Consider the following 20,123-nt stretch of genomic DNA (forward strand, 5'->3'; position numbering starts at 1 on the left):
CACACCGTCGTTTATTTTTCCAGCTGCTGCACGTTGATGCGGCGGCTCTCGTCCAGCATGGTGGCTTTCGCACGGATGCGCGCTTCCAGCTGATCGATCATGTCATTGTTGTCGAGGCGATCGCGCTGGCGCACGCCATCTTCGTAGAAACCGCTTTTCTTGTTGCCGCCGGTGACGCCGAGCGTCGAGACCGTGGCTTCGCCGGGGCCGTTCACCACGCAGCCAATGATAGAGACGTCCATCGGCGTGATGATGTCTTCCAGCCGCTCTTCCAGCGCGTTCACCGTGCCAATGACGTCAAACTCCTGGCGCGAACAGGTCGGGCAGGCGATGAAGTTGATGCCGCGTGAGCGGATACGCAGTGATTTCAGGATGTCGTAGCCGACTTTAACCTCTTCAACCGGGTCGGCGGCCAGCGAAATACGCAGCGTATCGCCAATCCCTTCCGCCAGCAGCAGGCCAAGGCCGATCGCCGATTTCACGGCCCCCGCACGCGCGCCACCGGCTTCGGTGATGCCAAGGTGCAATGGCTGATCGATGGCTTTTGCCAGCAGACGGTAAGATTCCACCGCCAGGAACACATCGGAGGCTTTGACGCTCACTTTGAACTGGTCAAAGTTGAGGCGATCGAGGTGATCAACATTACGCATCGCAGATTCGAGCAGCGCCTGCGGCGTTGGCTCACCGTATTTTTCCTGCAGATCTTTTTCCAGCGAACCGGCGTTAACGCCGATACGGATCGGAATATTGTGGTCACGGGCGCAATCCACTACCTGGCGAATACGCTCGTTGTTACCGATGTTGCCCGGGTTAATGCGCAGGCAATCGACGCCGTACTCGGCCACTTTCAGGGCGATGCGGTAGTCAAAGTGAATGTCCGCTACCAGCGGCACGTTGACCTGCTGCTTAATCAGTTTGAAGGCTTCCGCCGCATCCATGGTGGGCACGGACACACGCACGATATCCACGCCGACGCGCTCCAGCTGACGGATCTGATTCACCGTGGCTTCGACGTCCGTGGTACGGGTGTTGGTCATTGACTGAACGGCGATAGGCGCGCCATCGCCAACCGGCACCTTGCCGACGTAAATACGTGTAGATTTGCGACGGATAATGGGTGCTTCGTTATGCATATTCTCTCTCCACAATTACCCGGAAAGCGCGCTGCGCGTTATTGCGCACCCAGCGTCAGACGGGCAACTTGGTTATTACGGATAAAACGACTTAAATCAACAGGCTGATTCTGGTATTGCACGTCAACCGCACCCGGAGCGCCAATTTTCAGAAGATACGGAGCGGTGCCGGTCAGGCTGAGTTTACCGCCGCTACGTTGCAATCCGCTGAACAGCTTCTTACCGGTCGCATCGGTGACTTCCAGCCAGCAGTCAGCTTTGAAGTTCATCACCACGGCGTTAGGAGCGCCCGCGGGCTGGCTGACGGCAGCGGTACCGGTTGGCATTGAGCCTGCCGGCACGCTGTTGGCCGGCGCCGGTGAGGTGGCCGCTGGCGGTGCGTTATCAATCGGCGCCTGGCTCGGAGACTCCACCGCGTTGTCGCTGCTGGTTGCCGCGCTGCTGTTTGCTGCTGGCGCAGTGTTAGTGCTGCCAGCGTTGTCTGGTGTGCTGACCGCACCGGCACCGGTGTCAATCGGCGTACCGGCCGCGTTAGTGTCGCTGTCGGCGGCACTGTCCGTGCTGTTGTCACCCAGCGGAATCGACTGGCTGTTGTCGCTGCTGCTGCCATTCTGGTCAGCCATCGACACCAGATCCGCCTGCGAGGCTTTATGGTTCTGCCACCACCAGGCGCCGGTCAGTCCGACCACCACGAAAATCACCAGCCATGTGAAGATCATCAACCAGCCGTCACGCTTTTTACGACGCTTACCCAGTGAGAAGCTCTGCATCGGCTCAATTTTCGCCGCACGCACCGGAGCCTGCTTCGCCATCATCGGCAGCAGGTCATCTTCAGGTACATGCACCAGACGCGCATAAGAGCGAATGTAGCCGCGCAGGAAGGTCGAGGCCAAATCAGCCGGGGATTTATCCTCTTCAATATCACGCACGGTAGAAAGTTTCAGGCACAGGCGCTCAGCGACGTTTTGCTGGGTCAGCCCCATCTGCTCACGGGCCAGACGCAGGCGTTCACCTGTGGAATGTACTGCAGAATTCTCTTGAGTGGCTTCAGTATTCATTAGCTAAATAACGCTGGTTACTGTATCGATTGTGGAAAACTTCGCGCCAACCGGTCGCCATAACGTGTAACGTCAGCAGCGTTTCCCTGTTGCGCGGCGAAACGTATCTGTAACCCCAGACTCTCTGCCGTTGCCGGCAAATGCTGATGGTAAACTTCTAAAAGCAGCGGCACTGAAGCCCACTGCTGCTGTTCAAGCCGTCGTTCCACTTCCGTCAGCAGCATACTGCCCTGATCCGGAGCGGCATCCAGCGCGAGATCGAACTGCTGGCGTGCGGCGCGATCCTCTCCCGCCTGCAGGTAACAATAGCCCGAAAACAGCAGGGCATCCTGAGCGGCGTCGCTGTGCTGCGCTTCAGTTGCCAGCTTAAACTGTTGATGCGCTTCGTCATACTGCCTCAAACCGCAGAGAAACGCACCGTAATTGTTAGCCACAAAACCATTCAGCGGCGCTAACTGCTGCGCGCGCTGGTAGTAATGGCGCGTCCGGGCGTTATTCTGCTGTGCCTGCGCGACGCGCGCAAGCGCCAGCGGCACCCGGTTACAACAAAGCCGGCCAGCAGCGCGGCGGGTAATCCTTTACGCATCTCAGTCTCTCCCTGTCAGTTCAGCGCAGAGACTGCCATGCCTGACGCCCGATGCGTAGCAGCGGGCGCGATCTTTCAGAGCGCCTTCACAGAGATGGCTTCACCGGCCATTTTTTTACGCAGCGTACGCTTGGTGCGGTCGATGACATCGCCCGCCAGCTGACCACAGGCGGCATCAATGTCGTCGCCACGCGTTTTACGCACGATGGTGGTGAAACCGTACTCCATCAGCACTTTGGAGAAGCGGTCGATACGGCTGTTCGAGCTGCGGCCATACGGCGCGCCCGGGAAGGGGTTCCACGGAATCAGGTTGATTTTGCACGGCGTCTCTTTCAGCAGCGCCGCCAGCTCATGCGCATGTTCGGTACTGTCGTTGACGTGATCCAGCATCACGTACTCAATCGTCACGCGCCCCTGATTGGCGTTGGATTTGCCAATGTAGCGCTTCACCGCCGCCAGGAAGGCTTCGATGTTGTACTTTTTGTTGATTGGCACGATGTCATCGCGGATGGTGTCATTCGGCGCGTGCAGCGAAATCGCCAGTGCCACGTCGATCATATCGCCGAGCTTGTCCAGTGCTGGCACTACGCCCGAGGTCGACAGCGTCACGCGACGTTTGGAGAGACCGAAACCGAAGTCATCCAGCATGATCTCCATCGCCGGCACCACGTTGGTGAGGTTGAGCAGCGGCTCGCCCATGCCCATCATTACCACGTTGGTGATCGGACGCTGGCCGGTAACTTTAGCGGCACCGATAATTTTTGCCGCGCGCCATACCTGACCAATAATTTCAGACACGCGCAGGTTACGGTTAAAGCCCTGCTGCGCGGTCGAACAGAATTTACACTCCAGCGCACAGCCAACCTGCGAGGAGACGCACAGCGTGGCGCGGTCAGCTTCCGGGATATAGACGGTTTCCACCAGCTGATCGCCGACGCGAATCGCCCACTTGATGGTGCCATCGCTGGAGCGCATCTCTTCCGCCACTTCCGGCGCACGAATTTCAGCGCGCTGCATCAGCTTGCCACGCAGCACTTTATTGATGTCTGTCATCTGCTCGAAATCATCGCAGCAGTAGTGGTACATCCACTTCATGACCTGATCGGCACGAAACGGCTTTTCGCCCATCTCGACAAAGAATTCGCGCATCTGCTGACGGTTAAGATCCAGCAGGTTAATTTTTTCGTTTTTCGGGGAAACAACCACGGGGGAAGCGGACGACGGAGTCACAATCTGTTCGGACATAATGTTCTCTGGCCTCGTTGTTACACGTTACGGCTCTGGTTAAGAATAGGAAAAAACAGCGCCCTCGCTGAGCCAGGCTCAACAAGGGCGCATAATTGTACTACATCTGCTGCGTGATGCCAGGGGAACGTCTTAGCCACCGGTTACAAGGTGTAAAGACGCCTGTCCGCTACCGCGCACTTAGCGGGTACGTGGGCAGACTTCGTTTTCTGCGAAGAAGTAAGCGATTTCGCGTGCCGCAGATTCTGCAGAGTCAGAACCGTGAGTGGCGTTTTCGGTGAAGCTGTCTGCGTAGTCAGCACGCAGCGTACCGGCCAGCGCGTTGTCCGGGTTAGTTGCACCCATCAGATCGCGGTGACGCTGGATAGCGTTTTCGCCTTCCAGAACAGATACCACAACCGGGCCAGAAGTCATGAACTCAACCAGACCATCAAAGAACGGACGACCTTTGTGCTCCGCGTAGAAGCCTTCAGCCTGCTCTTTGGTCAGGTGCAGCATTTTCGCACCAACGATTTTGAAGCCAGCGCTTTCGAAACAGTTGTAGATAGCACCAATCACGTTCTTAGCGACGGCGTTTGGTTTGATGATGGAGAAAGTGCGTTCAATTGCCATGATTACCTCTGATTAGCATCCTGAAGAAACCGGGAACCCGCTCCCGGTAAGAAAACGCGCCGATTATAGGGAGATCGGCGCGCCTTGCCTATGAGTGAAGAGAGGAATTATTGAAAATAATTGATTTCTGTCGGGGCAAACACACAAAAAATATGCTATAGCGCTGCGTTTAGCCGCGCGTGAAGGACACCGAAGCCAGCTGCCCGGCCTCATCCATCACCACCAGCTGATAGCGACCGGGCTCGCGCAGCACCAGCGAGGCGCTGCTTTTTCCCGCCGCAACCTCCACCGGCTGCCCGTTTAAAAACCACCAGCGCTGCGTACCCTGCCCGCCCTGTACCGCCACCGGCAGCAGCAATACGACCTTACCGGGCAGCGGCTGCACGCGCTGGCTATTCATCACGCCGGTCACCAGCAGCGGCGCGCTGTCCCCCTGATTCAGCGGCGGACAGGTCGCATCCACCGGCGGCAGCCACGGCTCCAGCGGCAGCGGCCACATCACTCGTTCCCGGCTTTGCGCATGCGGACAATCCGCCGCCACGCGCAGCCCTTTGCTGTTTTGCCAGAAGCGCTGGCGTAAGCCATTGACCCCCTCCTGCCCCGGCGCCAGCAGCGTTGGCGGCACGGTCTGATTCAGCACCCAGCTGTAACGCCGCTGCCGGCAGTTCTCGTCGCCGGCGGGTAACGGCTGGCCGCCGGGCCAGCAGATACTGACGGCGCTGACCGTCGCCGGGCGCGGATCGCCTGGCACGCCGCGCGCCGGCAGGTGTCCCGCCAGCAGGTGGTTAACCTGCTGCATTACCGGCACCGCCGACGCGTAACCGAACTGGCCGGCAACTGGCGTGGCATCCGGCCTGCCCACCCAGACGCCAATCAGATAGCGCGGTGTGATACCCACGCTCCAGGCATCGCGATAGCCGTAGCTGGTGCCGGTTTTCCACGCCAGCGGCACGATATCGGCGACCGCCCCGCTGGCGGCTGGCTGCGCCTCACCGACGAGGATGCGGCGCACAATCCATGCCGCGCCAGGCGACAGTAACGGGCGCTGTAGCAGCGGCTGCTGCGGCAGCCAGCGCAGCTGCGCAGCATTACCGTGGCGGGCAAAGGCGCTGTAGGCCGCGACAATGTCGTCCAGCCGCGCGCCGGTGCCGCCCAGCACCAGCGACAGATTCGGTTCGCCGCCCGCAGGAAAGCGCAGATTCAGGCCGACGTTGCGCAGCCGCGCGGCGACGTTTTTCGGTCCAAGCGCCTCTAGCAGCTGCACCGCCGGCAGGTTGAGCGAACGCTGCAGCGCTTCGCTGGCGCTGACCGGGCCGTGAAAGCCGCTGTCGAAATTGCCGGGACGATAGTCGCCAAAGCGACGTGGCACATCCTGCAGCAGCGATTCGCCATGAATCAGGCCATCATCCAGCGCCATGCCGTAGACAAACGGCTTGAGCAGCGATCCCGGCGAACGCACGCTGGCAATCATATCCACATGGCCAAAGCGGCTGTCGTCATTAAAAGACACCGAGCCGACGTAGCCGCGCACCTTCATGGTGCTGTGGTCGACAACCAGCAGTGCCAGCGAGGTGCGCGGCGGCAGCCGGGTTTGCAGCGACGCAGCGAGGTTCTCCAGTTCGCGCTGCAGCGACACGTCCAGCGTGGAGGTAATTTTGCTGTCGGCCGACAGCGACAGCAGCCGGCGCGCCAGCAGCGGTGCCAGCTGCGGCAGCTGACGCGGCGGCAGCCCCATACCGGCTCCTGTTTGATTTCGGCGACGGTCTGCGCCGGTCACACCTGATACTGCGCCAGGCGATCCAGCACTTTATTGCGGGCAGCTTCAGCGCGCTGCGGCCAGCGGTCCGGGCGCAAACGGCTGGGTGCCTGCGGCAGCACTGCCAGCAGCGCAGCCTCGCCACGGGTAAGCTGCGACGCCGGTTTGCCCAGCCACATCCAGCTGGCGGCGCCGACGCCCTCAACCGTGCCGCCAAACGGGGCGCGGTTGAGATACAGCGTGAGGATCTCGCGCTTCGACAGGTGCCACTCCAACTGCAGCGCGCGCCACGCCTGCACCACTTTGCCACGCAGGGTACGCGGCTGCGGATCAATCAGCCGCGCCACCTGCATGGTCAGCGTGCTGCCGCCGGAGACAATGTCGTGTTGCAGCAGGTTTTGCCCGACGGCGCGCATTATCGCCAGCGGGTTAATGCCGGGATGGTGCCAGAACCAGCGGTCTTCGTAGGTCAGCAGCGCTTCGATATAGGCCGGTGACACCTCCTCCAGCGTCACCGGATAGCGCCACACGCCCTGTCGATCGGCAAAGCGCCATAGCGGTGTGCCATCTTCCGCTACCACCACCCGCGCCGGCTGTAACTGGCGCAGCGGCAGCGGATCGAGCCGGTCCAGCAGCTATACTGCGCCCACCAGCAGCAGTGATAGCAGCGCCAGCCCGCACAGGCGTCGGTGGCGCAGCGTCACGGGCGCTTAACGCACATGAAGTTTTTTCGGCGTGGTGCCGATGGCGCGCCACGCGGGCACATACATCGACTCCACCTGCGATGGCGGCAGACGATAGCTGCCCGGCGTCACCGCGCGCGCCAGATACAGCAGCGTGCCAGGCGTGTAGCCATCCAGCGCCAGCGCGGCGACAAAGCGATCGTCGCGGAACTCAAGATGTTTGATGTTGGCCTGCTGCATGTGCATCATGCTCTCTTTCAGCGCATCGGCACTGTCGCCCAGGCTGGCGCTGCTGTCGCTCAGGTTTTGATTTTCCAGCTCCAGCCCGGCCGGCAGCAGATCCACCACCAGCGCATCGCTGACGCGCTGGCTGGCACCCACCCTGATCCGCACCACCAGCAGCTCGCCGCTCCTGAGGTTATTGAGACGGCCGGTTTGCCGTCCAGCGTGAAGTATTCGCGACTGATGCTGAGCACGTTGCAGACCGGTGACGGCGCGCTGCGCGAATAGCCGACCACATTGAGCGTGCCGTACAGCGGCGACGGTGTGTCGCTGGTCACCGTCAGGCCATGCAGCAATTGCTGGGCGCTAAGCCCGAGACTCAGCGGCCGATCGCTGCGCAGCGGCTGGTCCTGCAGTGTGGCCAGCCAGGCCTCACCCTGATGCTGCTGCAGCGTCCGCGCGGCGAGGAACAGCGCATTGTTCTCCTGGGTGGAGAACCAGCGCTGCCCGTGCAGCGTTTGCGCCAGTTCAATCAGCAATGGCCCCTGCTGCTCCGTCAGCAGCTGATTTTCCGTCAGCAGCGCCAGCGTCAGCGCGCGGTCACGCAGCGGGCTGCCGTAATCGCCCAGCCACATGTCAGGCTGCCGTTGCAGCTCGATGCCCTGCATCAGCGCCAGCTGCGCGCGCTGCGTATCGCCCATCTGCTGCAGCGCCACGCCAAGCTGCACCAGCGCCAGTCCGGACTTCGCCTGAGCACGTTTGTCATACAGCGCCCGCAGCGCGCCAAGCGGTGCCTGCTGCTGACGCGCCAGCACCAGCCCTGCGTAGGCCTGCACGCTAAAACGCAGCGCATCGGCATCGCTGCTCCAGCTGGTTTCGATTTGTGCCGGATCCTGCAAATAATGCAGCAGGCGCTGGTCGGCGCGATTAATCACGCCCTCCGGCACGCTGTAGCCCGCTTCGCTGGCGCGCAGCAGGAAGTCAGTGACGTAAGCGGTGAGCCAGAACTCCTCGCTGCTCTCTTTGCTCCACAGGCCAAAGCTGCCGTTACCGCGCTGCATGCCGGCCAAGCGGGCAATGCCGGTGTCAATTGCCGCGCGGCGCGCCTCATCGCTGCTGGTTTTGATGCCCATCGCGCTGAGCTGTGCGTGATTGGTGAAGAGTGAAGGCCAGATGCCGCTGGCGGTCTGCTCCAGACAGCCATAGGGATAAGCGTAAAGCTGGCTGATGTAGCTGGCGATATTCAGCGGTGGCTGAGGACTCAGCGACAGCTGGCCGCTCAGCGTTGCTGGCCTGCAGGCCGTTGAAAGCGCTCGCCATCACCTGCCAGCGCTGCCCGCTGTGCATCACATTATCGAAACTCAGGGTTTGCGCCGGATAAGCTGGACGCACGCCAATCTTCCAGCGGTGCACGCTCGGTGCCAGCGTCTCGTTCGGCAGGCTCAGCCCCGAAACGGTCACCTGCACGTCGCCCTCACCAAAACCGTCCTGCGCTTTAAGCGGAATCGCCAGTGTGGTACGCGCCCCTTTCGCCAGCTGCACCTTGGCCGGGATTTGGCCGTTGAGTGCAATCAAGCCGCTGGCGTTAACCGCGACGTTCAACGTTTGAGGTTAATCGGTGAGGTTGGTCAAATCCAGCGCCAATGTTGATTGATCGCCGCTGGCAAGAAAGCGCGGCGTCGCCAGTTCGCTTACCAGCGGTGCGGCGACCACCAGTTTACGATCGGCCGCGCCGAAACTGTCTTCGCTCCACACCTGTGCCATCAGCCGCAGCTCGTCGTTGAAGGCCGGTACCGGCAGTTCCAGCGTGCCTTCGCCGCTGGCGTCCAGCGTCACCGGTTGCAGCTGCTGCGCCACAATCTGCGCCTCGGTGACCGGCTTTTTACCGCCGCGCGACAGCGCATCGGCATCATCCTCGTCACCGCCAAAACGCAGCGCCGCCAGTTTGCCACCGCCCTCGATCAGCTGTCCGAACACGTCATACTGATCGGCGTTGTAGCGCTTGCGGCCAAAGAAGCCGTTCCACGGATCGGGGGTGGCATAGTCGGTAATGCTCAGCACGCCGCTGTCCACCGCCGACAGCAACACCTGCACCTGTTTAGGCAGTTCGCCGCCCTCGCGGCGGGCTTTAACCTTTACTTTCACGGTTTGTTCCGGCCGAATCCTGTCCAGTGCCTCAAGCGCCAGCGTGAGGCGGCGCGCGGCGGTTGCCATCGGCAGATGCAGCAGCCCGACCGCGCGTTTTGGCGTAGTGCCGTTCGCTTTGTCGCCGTCGCGCACCACAATCGCGCTGAGATACAGATCGTGGCGTTTCCACTCCGCACTGACTGGCACATTAATGGTTGCGCCGCCCGCCGGCACATCCAGCGGTTGTCACCACAAGGTGCCGCTGCTCGACTCCACTATCAGGTGCCTTTGCCGGCCGCAGGGGATTCCATCGTGACACGCGCGGTATCGCCGGGTTGATAGGCGGCTTTGTCGATCTTCAGTTTGACCTGATCCGGACGCAGCGCGCCGGTGCCGTTGGTGTTGTCCTGCCACCAATAACCTGCCTGGAAACGCACGCTGCTGACGATGTTGTCACCAGCATGCACTTCAAGACGATAGGTGCCCCACTCCACTGGGAAGCTGACTTTCTGGCTGCCGCCCGCCGCAATGCTGATGCGCTGCTGCTCTTCCTGCAGATCTTTCTGGTCAAAGCGCGACTGCCAGCCTTCGCTGTCAGAGAAGCTCCAGAAGTAGTCGCGACGTTCGTGGATCAAACGCACATCCAGATCCTGCGCCGCCAGCTTTTCGCCCTGCGCATTGGCGTACACCACGTCAAATTCGGCGAGGCTGTTTTCCGGCACGGTTGGCTCATCGTTATAACGATCGGTGCGATAGTCGTACACCGACTCGCTGTTGAACAACGGACGAATGCCCGGCAGCGCGGCCGCAGGCCAGATCGCTTGCGTGGCGCGCCGCGTTACCGGACGACCGCCGGTCTCCAGCAGGCTGGCCTGCAAAATCAGGTTGAGCGGAGAGAGGCTCTCCGCCCAGCAGCTTTCGACCTTGAGCTGCAGCCTGCCGCTGTCGTCCAGCTTTTCATCCACATCATCAAGGCTACGTTTCAGTTCCTCAGTGATGTCGCCAAACTGATAACCTAGCAACGCAGCGACCGCTTCACGCGCCGGACGCAGGAACAGCTGGCCTTGCAATTCGTTGCCTGCCGCTGGCGCGCCATACAAATAGCGACCTTCGACATTAAAGGTGACGTCGGCATCTGGCGACAGTGGCTGAGTGTTGCTTTTAAGCGACAGCGCCATCCGTTCTGGCAGGAAATCTTCTACATTGAACGGCCAACTGCGCGGCTGGTTGTCGCCGCTGTTAATACGCAGCGTCCATTTACCGGTCATCGCCGAGGTTGGTAAGGCAAAACGTTGTTGATAAACGGCGTTCTCTGGCTGCCAGACGAAGGTTTGTGCCACTTCACCATTCGGCTGCACCACTTCAGCTTTCACCGGCTGCGGCGGCAGTGGTTTGCCATCGGCATCGCGCAGCAGAGCATTAACGATGACCGTTTCGCCGGGGCGATAGAGATCGCGCGGGCCAAAAATGAAGAACTGTTTGTCGTAGCCTTGCGGGCCATCAATCGGGAATTCGGCCAGATCCAGCGCCGGGCGATTAAGGTCGATGAGCGAAGTCTGGCCTTTACTGGTCGCCAGCAGCAGCTTGCCTTTGGCGTTAGCCGGTAAACGCAGATGACCATCGCTGTCGCTGCTGCCGCTCGCCAGCTGTTGGCCTTTTTCATCCAGTAGCTGAATGGTGACATCTTTTAACGGCGCACCGCTGGCAAGACTTTGGCTAAAGAGTTCGAGCTGGTCCGGGAAGCGATGCAGCGACAAACCAATGTCACTTAACGTGAACAGTGTCGCCGGTTGCGTGTAGTTGTAGGTGCCGGCCTGTTTCATCACCGCCAGATAGACACCCGGCTGTTTCAGCGCCGCGACGTCGCCGAGTGGCAGCTGCATTTTTTCCCGCGTATTGCGTGCCGGGTTGAGATCGAACCGGCCACTGTAGACCAGATCGGCGTTTTTCAGCAGATCGCGCGATTCCCAGTACGACAAATTGTTGCCGTAATTCCACTGGGCGAGAAAATCCGCCAGCGTGGCATTTTTCACCCGGAAGAAATCAACATCGATCTGGTTAACGTTGAGCGCCAGCACCGGCAGTCCCTGCGCCAGGCGCAGCGGCAGCAGCGAGCCACGACTGGCGAAACCGACCATCGGCTGGATGTCGCGCGTGGTGAGCGTCTGGCTGAATGGGCTGGCTAAGGCACTGCCATCCGCGGCCTTCAGGCCGGCATTGACGGTGACGGTGAGCTTGCGCGCCGGCTGCGGATGGCGGAAGCGCAGCACTTTGCCGTTCTGCGCCAGCTCCCAGCCCCCGTCGACCTTGCCGCTGCTGTCGTCGGTGAGGCTGATCCAGTGGTTGAAATCCTGCTGACCGTCGAGCGCGCGGTTAAAGGTCAGCACCAGCGCCGCCGCGCCGTCCAGCTGCAGTTCGGAAAGGTCTCTCACCGCGAGAGAGCGTGTCGCGGCCTGCGGCGCAGGCGTATCAGCCGCCTGCAGCGACGGCTGCGCGCCGCCCAGTAATGCGCCGCCGATCAGCACGCTGAACAGCAGTCGTTTTACACATCTTGCCATGGTAATTCCCTCACCAGCCCCAAAAGGTTAAACGTGTTGTGCTGAGCAATTTCAGCATCAAGCCGCCAACTTTAGCAATGTTACCCTTGAGATAGCCTTCACATTCCCGGACACTGGGCCTTTGCCGCTGATGGAGAAGAGGTTGCTATGACAGTCATGTTTGTGTCCGCTGATTGGTTGAATGAACATTACCACGAAGAGCGTTTGCAGGTGCTGGATGCCCGCATGCTGCCGCCAGGTCAGGAAGCGGTGCGCGATATCACGGCGGAGTATCTGGCCGGGCATCTGCCGGATGCGCCTTTTTTCAACATCGAAGCGCTGTCCGATCACACCAGTCCGTATCCGCACATGATGCCGCGCGCAGAAACCTTTGCCGTGGCTATGCGCGAGCTGGGCATTAGCCAGGATAAACATCTGGTGGTATACGACGAAGGCAATCTGTTCTCCGCGCCGCGTGCCTGGTGGATGCTGCGCGCCTTTGGCTGTGAACAGGTGTCGGTTCTGGCGGGCGGCCTGCAGGGCTGGAAAGCCGCTGGCTTCAGCCTGGCAACCGGTCCGGTAAATCTGCCTGAAGGCGAGTTTGACGCGCAGTACGACAGCAGCCAGGTAAAGCGCCTGACCGATGTCCTGCGGATCAGCCACGAGGGCGGCGCGCAGATTGTCGATGCGCGCGCTGCCAACCGTTTCAATGCCGAAGTGGATGAGCCGCGTCCGGGTCTGCTGCGCGGCCATATCCCACATAGCCTGAATATGCCGTGGAACGATCTGGTGGCCAACGGTGAGCTGAAACCGCCCGCCGAGCTGCGCGATCTGTTTGCAAAGGCAGGCATTAAGCTGGATCAGCCGATTGTCGCCAGCTGCGGCTCCGGCGTGACGGCGGTGATGGTGATCCTGGCGCTGACCGCGCTGTGCGTTCGTGATGTGACGCTGTACGACGGTTCGTGGGGAGAATGGGGCAGCCGCGACGATTTACCGATTGAGAAATAAGTGGCGAGTTTGGTGCGCGTAGCCGGTCGCCGCAAGGTGCGCGTTGTCGGATGTTGTGCGTGTATCCGGTCGCCGTAAACGGCGACCCTACATGTAGGGTGCGCATTTATGCGCCCCTGGGGGAAATCGGTGCAATTTTAATGACGCATTTATGCGCACCTGGATAACATCGGTGCGATTTACCGGCGCACTGATGCGCACCGGCACTAAATAATCCGCTGGCTGCCTTTGAAATCGCGCAGGAAACTGCCCCAGCGGCGCTCATAAAACGGCGTAATGTGCGCGGTGAAGAAATGGCTGACGCCCTGCTCGTTACTGACCACTTCACAGATATCAATCGGCGCGTCATCGGGCAGCGTATCGGTCGCCACGCTGCCGGCCGCCTGAATAATCGCATGAATATCGCTGTCGGCTTCAATCCCAATCAGCAAATTTGGCTGTTCATCGGCACGCTCACGAATGCTGGCAACGTAGGCGCGACGCACCTGTTTGTATTTCGCAAACAGCTGGGTCAGCGAATCGATCATCTGCGCTGGCGGCTCGGCCACTTCGGACAGCAGCAATGCATGACCGCCCTCCAGCACCGTTTGCTGGCTCAGCGCACTGCCCTCTTCGCCCAGCAGATGCGCGATCTCGCCGGGTGAAAACTCTTTGCCGGCCGGCAGTTTTGGATTGAGAAACAGCGTTTCGCCCAGCGTCATTTCAAACAGCGTGCGCGTCGGTAAACGCAGGTACGGCTGCTCACCCTGGATGGCTTCGCTCATCGCTTCTTCTGAGGTAAAGAAAGGGATCACGCTGCCGCCGCCCTCTTTCTCCCAGTGCTGTAATTCTACCGGCGAGGTGGCATCAAACTGCTCCGCGGGACTTTCGCCTGGCACCCAGACATCGGCCTCCAGCAGGAGCTGAAAAAATTCCGGACGGTGCGCAGGCTCGGTGGCCGCCAGCTTCAGCACCTCTTCAAGACGGTTACTCATAAGGGATAGGCTTCCAAAAAAGACGGCAGGTTGCAGCCTGCCGTGGTCGGGATTATTTCAGTAACAGATTGGCAATGGTACGCACGCCAAGGCCTGTCGCACCGGCGGACCACTGATCCACCGCGCTTTTGCGATAGGTCGCGGAGCAGTCAATGTGCAGCCAGCCCTGCTGATAGTTGCTGACGAACCACGAAAGAAACGCTGCAGCGCTGCTGGCGCCCGCCGCGTGGGCTGCGCTGGCGATGTTATTCAGATCGGCAAAGCTGGACGGCAGATGGTTGCGGTGGAACTCGGCCAGCGGCAGACGCCAGAAAGCTTCGTTCTCGCTGGTGGCGCTGCCCAGCAGCGACTCCGCCAGCACGTCGTCAAAGGTAAACAGCGCATGGTAATCGTTGCCCAGCGCGGTTTTCGCGGCACCGGTCAGCGTGGCCGCATCAATCAGCAGCTGCGGACGCTGTTCGCTGGCGTCGATCAGTCCATCGGCCAGTACCAGACGCCCTTCGGCGTCGGTGTTCATCACTTCAACGGATTTCCCGTTGCGATAGCGGATGATGTCGCCGAGGCGGAACGCGTTGCCGCTCACCATGTTATCGGCACAGCACAGGAACAGCTTCACGCGTTTATTCAGACCGCGCGCAATCGCCAGTGCCAGTGCACCGGTCACCGTTGCTGCGCCGCCCATGTCGGATTTCATCGAATCCATAAACGCGCTCTGCTTCAGAGCTGTAGCCGCCGGTATCAAAGGTGATGCCTTTGCCCACCAGGCAGGCGTACACCGGTGTGCTGTCGTCACCGCCAGGGTTAAAGTCCAGCGCCAGCAGCACCGGCGGACGCGTCAAGCCGCGGCCCACGGTATGAATCCCGGCATAGCCCTGCTCACGCAGATCTTCACCTTTGGTGATGCGATAGCTCACCGCGTCACCGCCCACTTCACTGATCAGATCGATTGCGCTGTGCGCCAGCTGCTCCGGGCTCAGATCTTCCGCTGGCAGGTTGATGGTTCGCGCACCCAATCAACAATCTTCAGGCGCCGATCAAATTCTGCCTGATCGGCATCACTCCGCGCCGGCCATTCGACCTGACGCTGGCCTTTCGGGCTGCGGAAACCTTGCCAGAACGCCCAGTATTTCTCCAGATCCCAGCCTTCGCCGCTCAGCGCGACGTGGCGGATGCCCTGGCCGTCCAGCTTGCGTCCGGCACGTTGAATGCTCATCAGCGCATCGGCACCGGTCAGGTGAACGGTCATGCCACTTTCATTGCTGCTCAGCAAGGCTTTCTCGCCCCAGCGCGCGTCGGCGGCCTAGGAGCTGAGCGTAATCGTCATTGGTTGTGTTGTCATCGCGTGGCTCCGTTTGCGTTTGTTATCCCTGCGCACTGACCGGCGCAGGGCGAAAATTTAGCGGGAAGTGGCCGGCGTCAGCGCCCGTAAGCGCGTTACCGCCTTATGTACCACTCCGATGGCATAATCGATCTCTTCCTGCGTGGTAAAGCGCCCCAGCGAAAAGCGCAGCGAACTGTAAGCCAGCTGCTGATCCACGCCCATGGCGCGCAGGACATAGGAGGTTTCAAGGCTGGCAGAGGTACAGGCGGATCCCGACGACAGCGCCAGATCTTTCAGCGCCATGATCAGCGATTCGCCATCGACGTGGGCAAAACTGATATTGAGGATGTTCGGCGCGCCCTGTTCGAGTGAACCGTTGAGCTGCACATCGCTTAGCAGCGTGCTGATGCCCTGCCACAGACGATGGCGCAGCGTAGCTAGGCGCGCGCTCTCGTCCACCATCTCTTCGCGCGCGATGCGATAGGCTTCGCCCATACCGACAATCTGGTGCACCGGCAAGGTTCCCGAACGCATGCCGCGCTCGTGACCGCCGCCGTGCATCTGTGCGTCGATCTGCAGTTTTGGTTTACGTCTCACCCACAGCGCGCCGATGCCTTTCGGCCCGTACAGCTTGTGCGCCGAGAACGACATCAAATCCACCGGCAGCGCGCTGACGTCGAGCGGCAGTTTGCCCACGCTTTGCGTGGCGTCCACATGGAACAGGATGTCGCGCGCGTGACACAGCGCGCCCAGCGCGGCGATGTCCTGAATCACGCCGGTTTCATTATTGACGTGCATCAGCGACACCAGCACGGTGTCGTCGCGCAGTGCCGCTTCCAGCATGGCAGGCGTGACGATGCCGTCCGCGCCGGGCTGCAGAAAGGTGACGTCAAAGCCTTCGCGCGCCAGCTGGGCACAGCTGGCGAGCACCGCTTTGTGTTCGGTCTGACTGGTGATGATGTGTTTACCGCGCGCCTGATGCTGCTGCGCCGCGCCTTTGAGCGCTAGGTTATCGGCTTCTGTGGCACCGGAGGTAAACACGATTTCGCGTGGATCGGCGTTGATCAGTTCGGCAACTTGGTTGCGCGCCACGTCAACGGTCTCTTCAGCCTGCCAGCCAAAACGGTGGGAACGGGAAGCGGGGTTACCGAAGGTGCCATCCAAAGTGAGGAACTGCATCATTTTGCTGGCGACACGCGGATCCGCAGGCGTTGTCGCTGCGTAATCCAGGTAGATCGGTAATTTCATTGCGCTAAAACTCCGTATAAAAAATCATACGTCTTTATAGCACGATTCAGCCCCTCTTGGGTTAACAGCAGAGGCTGAACGAGAGAGGATCAGGCGCGCAGATTGACGTTGATGGTTTCCTGCACGCGATGCTGCTGGAAGCGACGGTTATCAACGCTGTTCTGGCGAACGGCCACGTCGAGGATCTCCTGGTTATTAACAAGTTCCGCCAGCGTGATGTTGTTGAGGAAATAGCTGATGCGCTCGCTCAGGTCGCGCCACAGAACGTGGGTCAGGCAGCGCTCGCCGCCCTGGCAACCCTCTTTACCCTGGCATTTGGTGGCGTCAACGGATTCGTCCACCGCGGTGATCACCGCGCCAACTGCAATCGCCCCAGCGTCTTTGCCTAACAGATAACCGCCACCGGGACCCCGCACGCTGGCCACCAGCCCGTGCTTACGCAGACGCGAGAATAACTGCTCCAGATAGGAGAGCGAAATGCCCTGACGCTCTGAAATATCAGCCAGCGGTACCGGGCCCTCGTGCGAGTGCAGGGCAACGTCCAGCATAGCGGTTACGGCATAACGTCCTTTGGATGTCAGTCTCATAGCATACAACCTCGTAAGCGTCCGCCAGCGAGTCGGCGGGTTATCTGAAGAATGGAGGCTAGTCTGACATTCCAGAGTATTTCTCTCAACTATTTAACCTGGTGTTTTACTCAACTATTACCCTTGTCGTTTTTGGGTTTTTCAAACGACGACAGCATGCCGCGCAGAATGTTTAGTTCGTCGCGCTCCGGACGCGCACGGGTATAGAGGCGACGCAGTTTGCTCATCGCCTGGCTCGGTGTGCCCTAGCGGATAAAGCCGCTGTTCAGCATCATCTGCTCAATGTGCTGATAGAAGTGCTCCAGATCGTCAACCAGCGGATACGGTGACGCTTCGTACTGCGGTTGCGGACTGGCTTTTTCCTGCGCATCCAGCCACGCCATGCGCACTTCATAGGCGATAATCTGCACGGCCATCGCTAGGTTGAGCGAGCTGTACTCCGGGTTGGCCTGAATGGCGACATGATAGTGGCACTTCTGCAGCTCTTCGTTGGTCAGGCCCACGCGCTCGCGACCAAACACCAGCGCTACCGGCGCCTGCTGGCCCTCTTCCACGCTTTTGATGCCGCATTCACGCGAGTCAAGCATCGGCCACGGCAGCGAGCGCGAACGGGCACTGGTGCCGACCACCAGGCTGCAGCCGGCAATGGCCTCATCCAGCGTATCGACGATCTTCGCCTCACCGATCACATCGCTGGCACCGGCAGCAAGTGAAATGGCCTGCGAGTCCGGTTTCACCAGCGGATTGACCAGATACAGGTTGCTTAAGCCCATGGTTTTCATGGCGCGGGCAACGGAACCCATGTTGCCGGTGTGCGAGGTTTCTACCAGTACGATTCGGATATTTTGCATCATAATAGATAGCGATAAGGAAATGATGGCGCGCATCCTAACATAAAAGCAGGACATTTGCTGAACACCCTGATATACTCCGAGCCGTTTTCACCCCGTTCTTTAACATCCAGTGAGAGATACCGATGCATCCGATGCTCAACATCGCCGTGCGCGCAGCGCGCAAGGCCGGAAATTTAATTGCCAAGAATTATGAAACCCCGGACGCCGTCGAAGCCAGCCAGAAAGGCACCAACGACTTCGTTACCAATGTTGACCGCGACGCAGAACGTCTGATTGTCGAAGTGATTCGCAAATCCTACCTGCAACACACCATCATCACCGAAGAAAGCGGTGAGCTAGCGGGCGACGATCAGGATGTTCAATGGGTAATCGATCCACTGGATGGCACCACCAACTTCATCAAACGTCTGCCCCACTTTGCTGTTTCTATCACCGTGCGCATCAAAGGCCGCACCGAAGTGGCGGTGGTTTACGATCCAATGCGTAACGAACTGTTCACCGCTGTACGCGGTCAGGGCGCTCAGCTTAACGGCCATCGCCTGCGCGGCAGCACGGCGCGTGACCTCGACGGCACCATTCTGGCTACCGGCTTCCCGTTCAAGCTGAAGCAGCATGCCACGCCGTTCATTAACATCGTGGCAAAACTGTTTACCCAGTGCGCTGATTTCCGCCGTACCGGCTCTGCTGCGCTGGATTTGGCCTATGTGGCCGCAGGTCGCGTTGACGGTTTCTTTGAAATTGGCCTGAAGCCATGGGATTTTGCTGCCGGTGAACTGCTGGTGCGTGAAGCGGGCGGCTTGGTGACCGATTTCACCGGTAACCACGGCTATATGCTGTCTGGCAACTTGGTGGCCGGTAACCCGCGTGTGGTGAAGGCGATGCTGGCGAGCATGCGCGAGGAACTGAGCGAAGCGCTGAAGCGCTAACCAAAAAAAGGCGGCTGATTCAGCCGCTTTTTTTATTACCGACGCTCGTGTACTACCGACGCTCGTGGGTTAACACGGTGCGCGGCTGGGTACGCCGACCGACACCACCGAGGACCGCCGCCAGCACCGCCTCGATCAGCATCATGAAGAAGGCAAACCAGCTGGCTTTCGCCGTTGCCGCCGCTGCTTTCTCTGCTGCTTCACGCGCTTTCTGCTCCGCTTCCTGCTTCAGCTGCTGATATTTCTGCATCGCCTGTTGATAGCTCTGCTCAGTCTGATTAACGATCTGCTCCGCTTCCTGATCGCTTTTTCCGGTCCGCGCTTTAATAATGTTTTTCAGCGCATCGCGGTCTGCAGCCTGCAGCGTATCGGCATGGCGACTCAGTACACCACGGATCCAATTGGCAATATCATTGTCGGCATTCTGTGGATTCTGTGCCGTCTGTTTCGCCTGGTTTTGCGCATTATTCGCTTCGCTATTTACATCCTGCTGTAAATTTTCCGACTGCAGTTCCGGTTTGCCGGTCTGGCGCAGCGTGGTTTGCAATTCATTTTGCAAATCATCCAGGTTGATATTATTTTCCTGCAGCTTCTCTTTCGCCATATTGGTCACCGATGGCGCTACCGCAGAAATACCGTTCCCCAGGGCATTAAAACCGGAGCCTAAAATATTAAAGGCGCCGCCGATAATACCGCTGGCAAGTGAAATCGCCAGCCACAGCGTAATCAGGGTACTGACACCAAACATCAGCAGACCGTGTAGCGCACCTTCGCGCTGAGCCAGCCGTCCGGCAACGTAACTACCGACCGCCAGCGCAATCAGCATGCTGGCGCCGGTCCAAATCAGCGCCCCGGTCCCCAGGTGTTCCAGCGGATTTTGTTCCTGCAGGGGATCGATGGTCGTGGCGCCGATCGCGGTTCCCAGCAGCCCCAGTAAAATATGAATGATTAATGCCGCAATCACCCCTGCAAATACGGCACTCCAGGAAATGCGTTTCAACGGTAAACCGCCCTGCGTTTCCACCACCGTTTCCGTGCTGCCATTATTAGTCCAGGTTTCAGGCATATTTATTTCCTCACAAACATTGACGATAAAGAGTAACGCATATAAGAGCACACCCTGTCCTTTTTGATATTATCTAGCGTAGACAGAGAAAACTCTTTTCGCCAGATCGTCGGGCAAGAGAAATTAAACTCTGCGTCGCGGGCAAAAAAAAAGCAGCATATTCAGGGAATATGCTGCGCT

At 59.7% G+C, this 20,123-nt stretch carries 11 protein-coding genes and 4 pseudogenes; 2 read left to right on the top strand and 13 right to left on the bottom strand.

All coding sequences use genetic code 11. The features are described from left to right. Positions 1 to 11: 11 nt before the first annotated feature. From ispG to AC6I8M_RS00870, 7 genes and pseudogenes are all read right to left on the bottom strand, one after another. Complete coding sequence (gene ispG, locus AC6I8M_RS00840; protein ID WP_058948694.1) at positions 12 to 1,133, bottom strand: flavodoxin-dependent (E)-4-hydroxy-3-methylbut-2-enyl-diphosphate synthase; 1,122 nt, start codon at positions 1,131 to 1,133, stop codon at positions 12 to 14. A gap of 38 nt (positions 1,134 to 1,171) precedes the next feature. After that, entirely contained in the window at positions 1,172 to 2,191 is a 1,020-nt protein-coding gene (gene rodZ, locus AC6I8M_RS00845) for a cytoskeleton protein RodZ (RefSeq protein WP_010617632.1), read from the bottom strand. A gap of 17 nt (positions 2,192 to 2,208) precedes the next feature. Continuing rightward, positions 2,209 to 2,727, bottom strand: a complete 519-nt coding sequence (locus tag AC6I8M_RS00850; RefSeq protein ID WP_010617633.1) for a pilus biosynthesis protein PilW — start codon at positions 2,725 to 2,727, stop codon at positions 2,209 to 2,211. Between the two features lie 125 nt (positions 2,728 to 2,852). After that, entirely contained in the window at positions 2,853 to 4,022 is a 1,170-nt protein-coding gene (rlmN, locus tag AC6I8M_RS00855) for a dual-specificity RNA methyltransferase RlmN (RefSeq protein WP_021506556.1), read from the bottom strand. Positions 4,023 to 4,202: 180 nt separating this feature from the next. Beyond that, on the bottom strand, positions 4,203 to 4,634 hold the full coding sequence (gene ndk / locus AC6I8M_RS00860; RefSeq protein ID WP_010617635.1) for a nucleoside-diphosphate kinase: 432 nt from the start codon (positions 4,632 to 4,634) through the stop codon (positions 4,203 to 4,205). Positions 4,635 to 4,803: 169 nt separating this feature from the next. Then, positions 4,804 to 7,073, bottom strand: a pseudogene (gene pbpC / locus AC6I8M_RS00865) (peptidoglycan glycosyltransferase PbpC). Positions 7,074 to 7,100: 27 nt separating this feature from the next. Then, a pseudogene (locus AC6I8M_RS00870) lies at positions 7,101 to 11,980 on the bottom strand (alpha-2-macroglobulin family protein). Between the two features lie 147 nt (positions 11,981 to 12,127). Here AC6I8M_RS00870 and sseA point away from each other — a divergent pair. Then, positions 12,128 to 12,967: a 3-mercaptopyruvate sulfurtransferase gene (gene sseA / locus AC6I8M_RS00875; protein WP_022548309.1), complete on the top strand. Its 840-nt coding sequence runs from the start codon at positions 12,128 to 12,130 to the stop codon at positions 12,965 to 12,967. Positions 12,968 to 13,173: 206 nt separating this feature from the next. On the opposite strand, the gene sseB is transcribed toward sseA, so the two are convergent. The 5 genes and pseudogenes from sseB to trmJ all read right to left on the bottom strand — a co-directional run bounded on the left by sseB (position 13,174) and on the right by trmJ (position 17,951). Continuing rightward, positions 13,174 to 13,941 (bottom strand): enhanced serine sensitivity protein SseB, encoded by a 768-nt coding sequence (gene sseB, locus AC6I8M_RS00880; RefSeq protein ID WP_010617637.1) that lies wholly within the window; start codon positions 13,939 to 13,941, stop codon positions 13,174 to 13,176. A gap of 52 nt (positions 13,942 to 13,993) precedes the next feature. After that, positions 13,994 to 15,280 (bottom strand): annotated as a pseudogene (gene pepB, locus AC6I8M_RS00885) (aminopeptidase PepB). Positions 15,281 to 15,337: 57 nt separating this feature from the next. Beyond that, positions 15,338 to 16,510 (bottom strand): IscS subfamily cysteine desulfurase, encoded by a 1,173-nt coding sequence (locus tag AC6I8M_RS00890; protein WP_010617638.1) that lies wholly within the window; start codon positions 16,508 to 16,510, stop codon positions 15,338 to 15,340. Positions 16,511 to 16,599: 89 nt separating this feature from the next. Next, positions 16,600 to 17,097 (bottom strand): Fe-S cluster assembly transcriptional regulator IscR, encoded by a 498-nt coding sequence (gene iscR, locus AC6I8M_RS00895; RefSeq protein WP_010617639.1) that lies wholly within the window; start codon positions 17,095 to 17,097, stop codon positions 16,600 to 16,602. A gap of 110 nt (positions 17,098 to 17,207) precedes the next feature. After that, positions 17,208 to 17,951: pseudogene (gene trmJ, locus AC6I8M_RS00900) on the bottom strand (tRNA (cytosine(32)/uridine(32)-2'-O)-methyltransferase TrmJ). Positions 17,952 to 18,073: 122 nt separating this feature from the next. On the opposite strand from trmJ, the gene suhB reads away from it, so the two are divergent. After that, entirely contained in the window at positions 18,074 to 18,877 is an 804-nt protein-coding gene (gene suhB / locus AC6I8M_RS00905) for an inositol-1-monophosphatase (protein WP_010617640.1), read from the top strand. A gap of 52 nt (positions 18,878 to 18,929) precedes the next feature. Here suhB and AC6I8M_RS00910 read toward each other — a convergent pair whose 3' ends face one another. Beyond that, the gene (locus tag AC6I8M_RS00910) at positions 18,930 to 19,943 is read right to left on the bottom strand and encodes a hypothetical protein (RefSeq protein WP_498013625.1); all 1,014 of its coding nucleotides are present in this window, start codon (positions 19,941 to 19,943) and stop codon (positions 18,930 to 18,932) included. Positions 19,944 to 20,123 lie beyond the last annotated feature (180 nt).

It is taken from the genome of Type-A symbiont of Plautia stali (assembly GCF_059731155.1).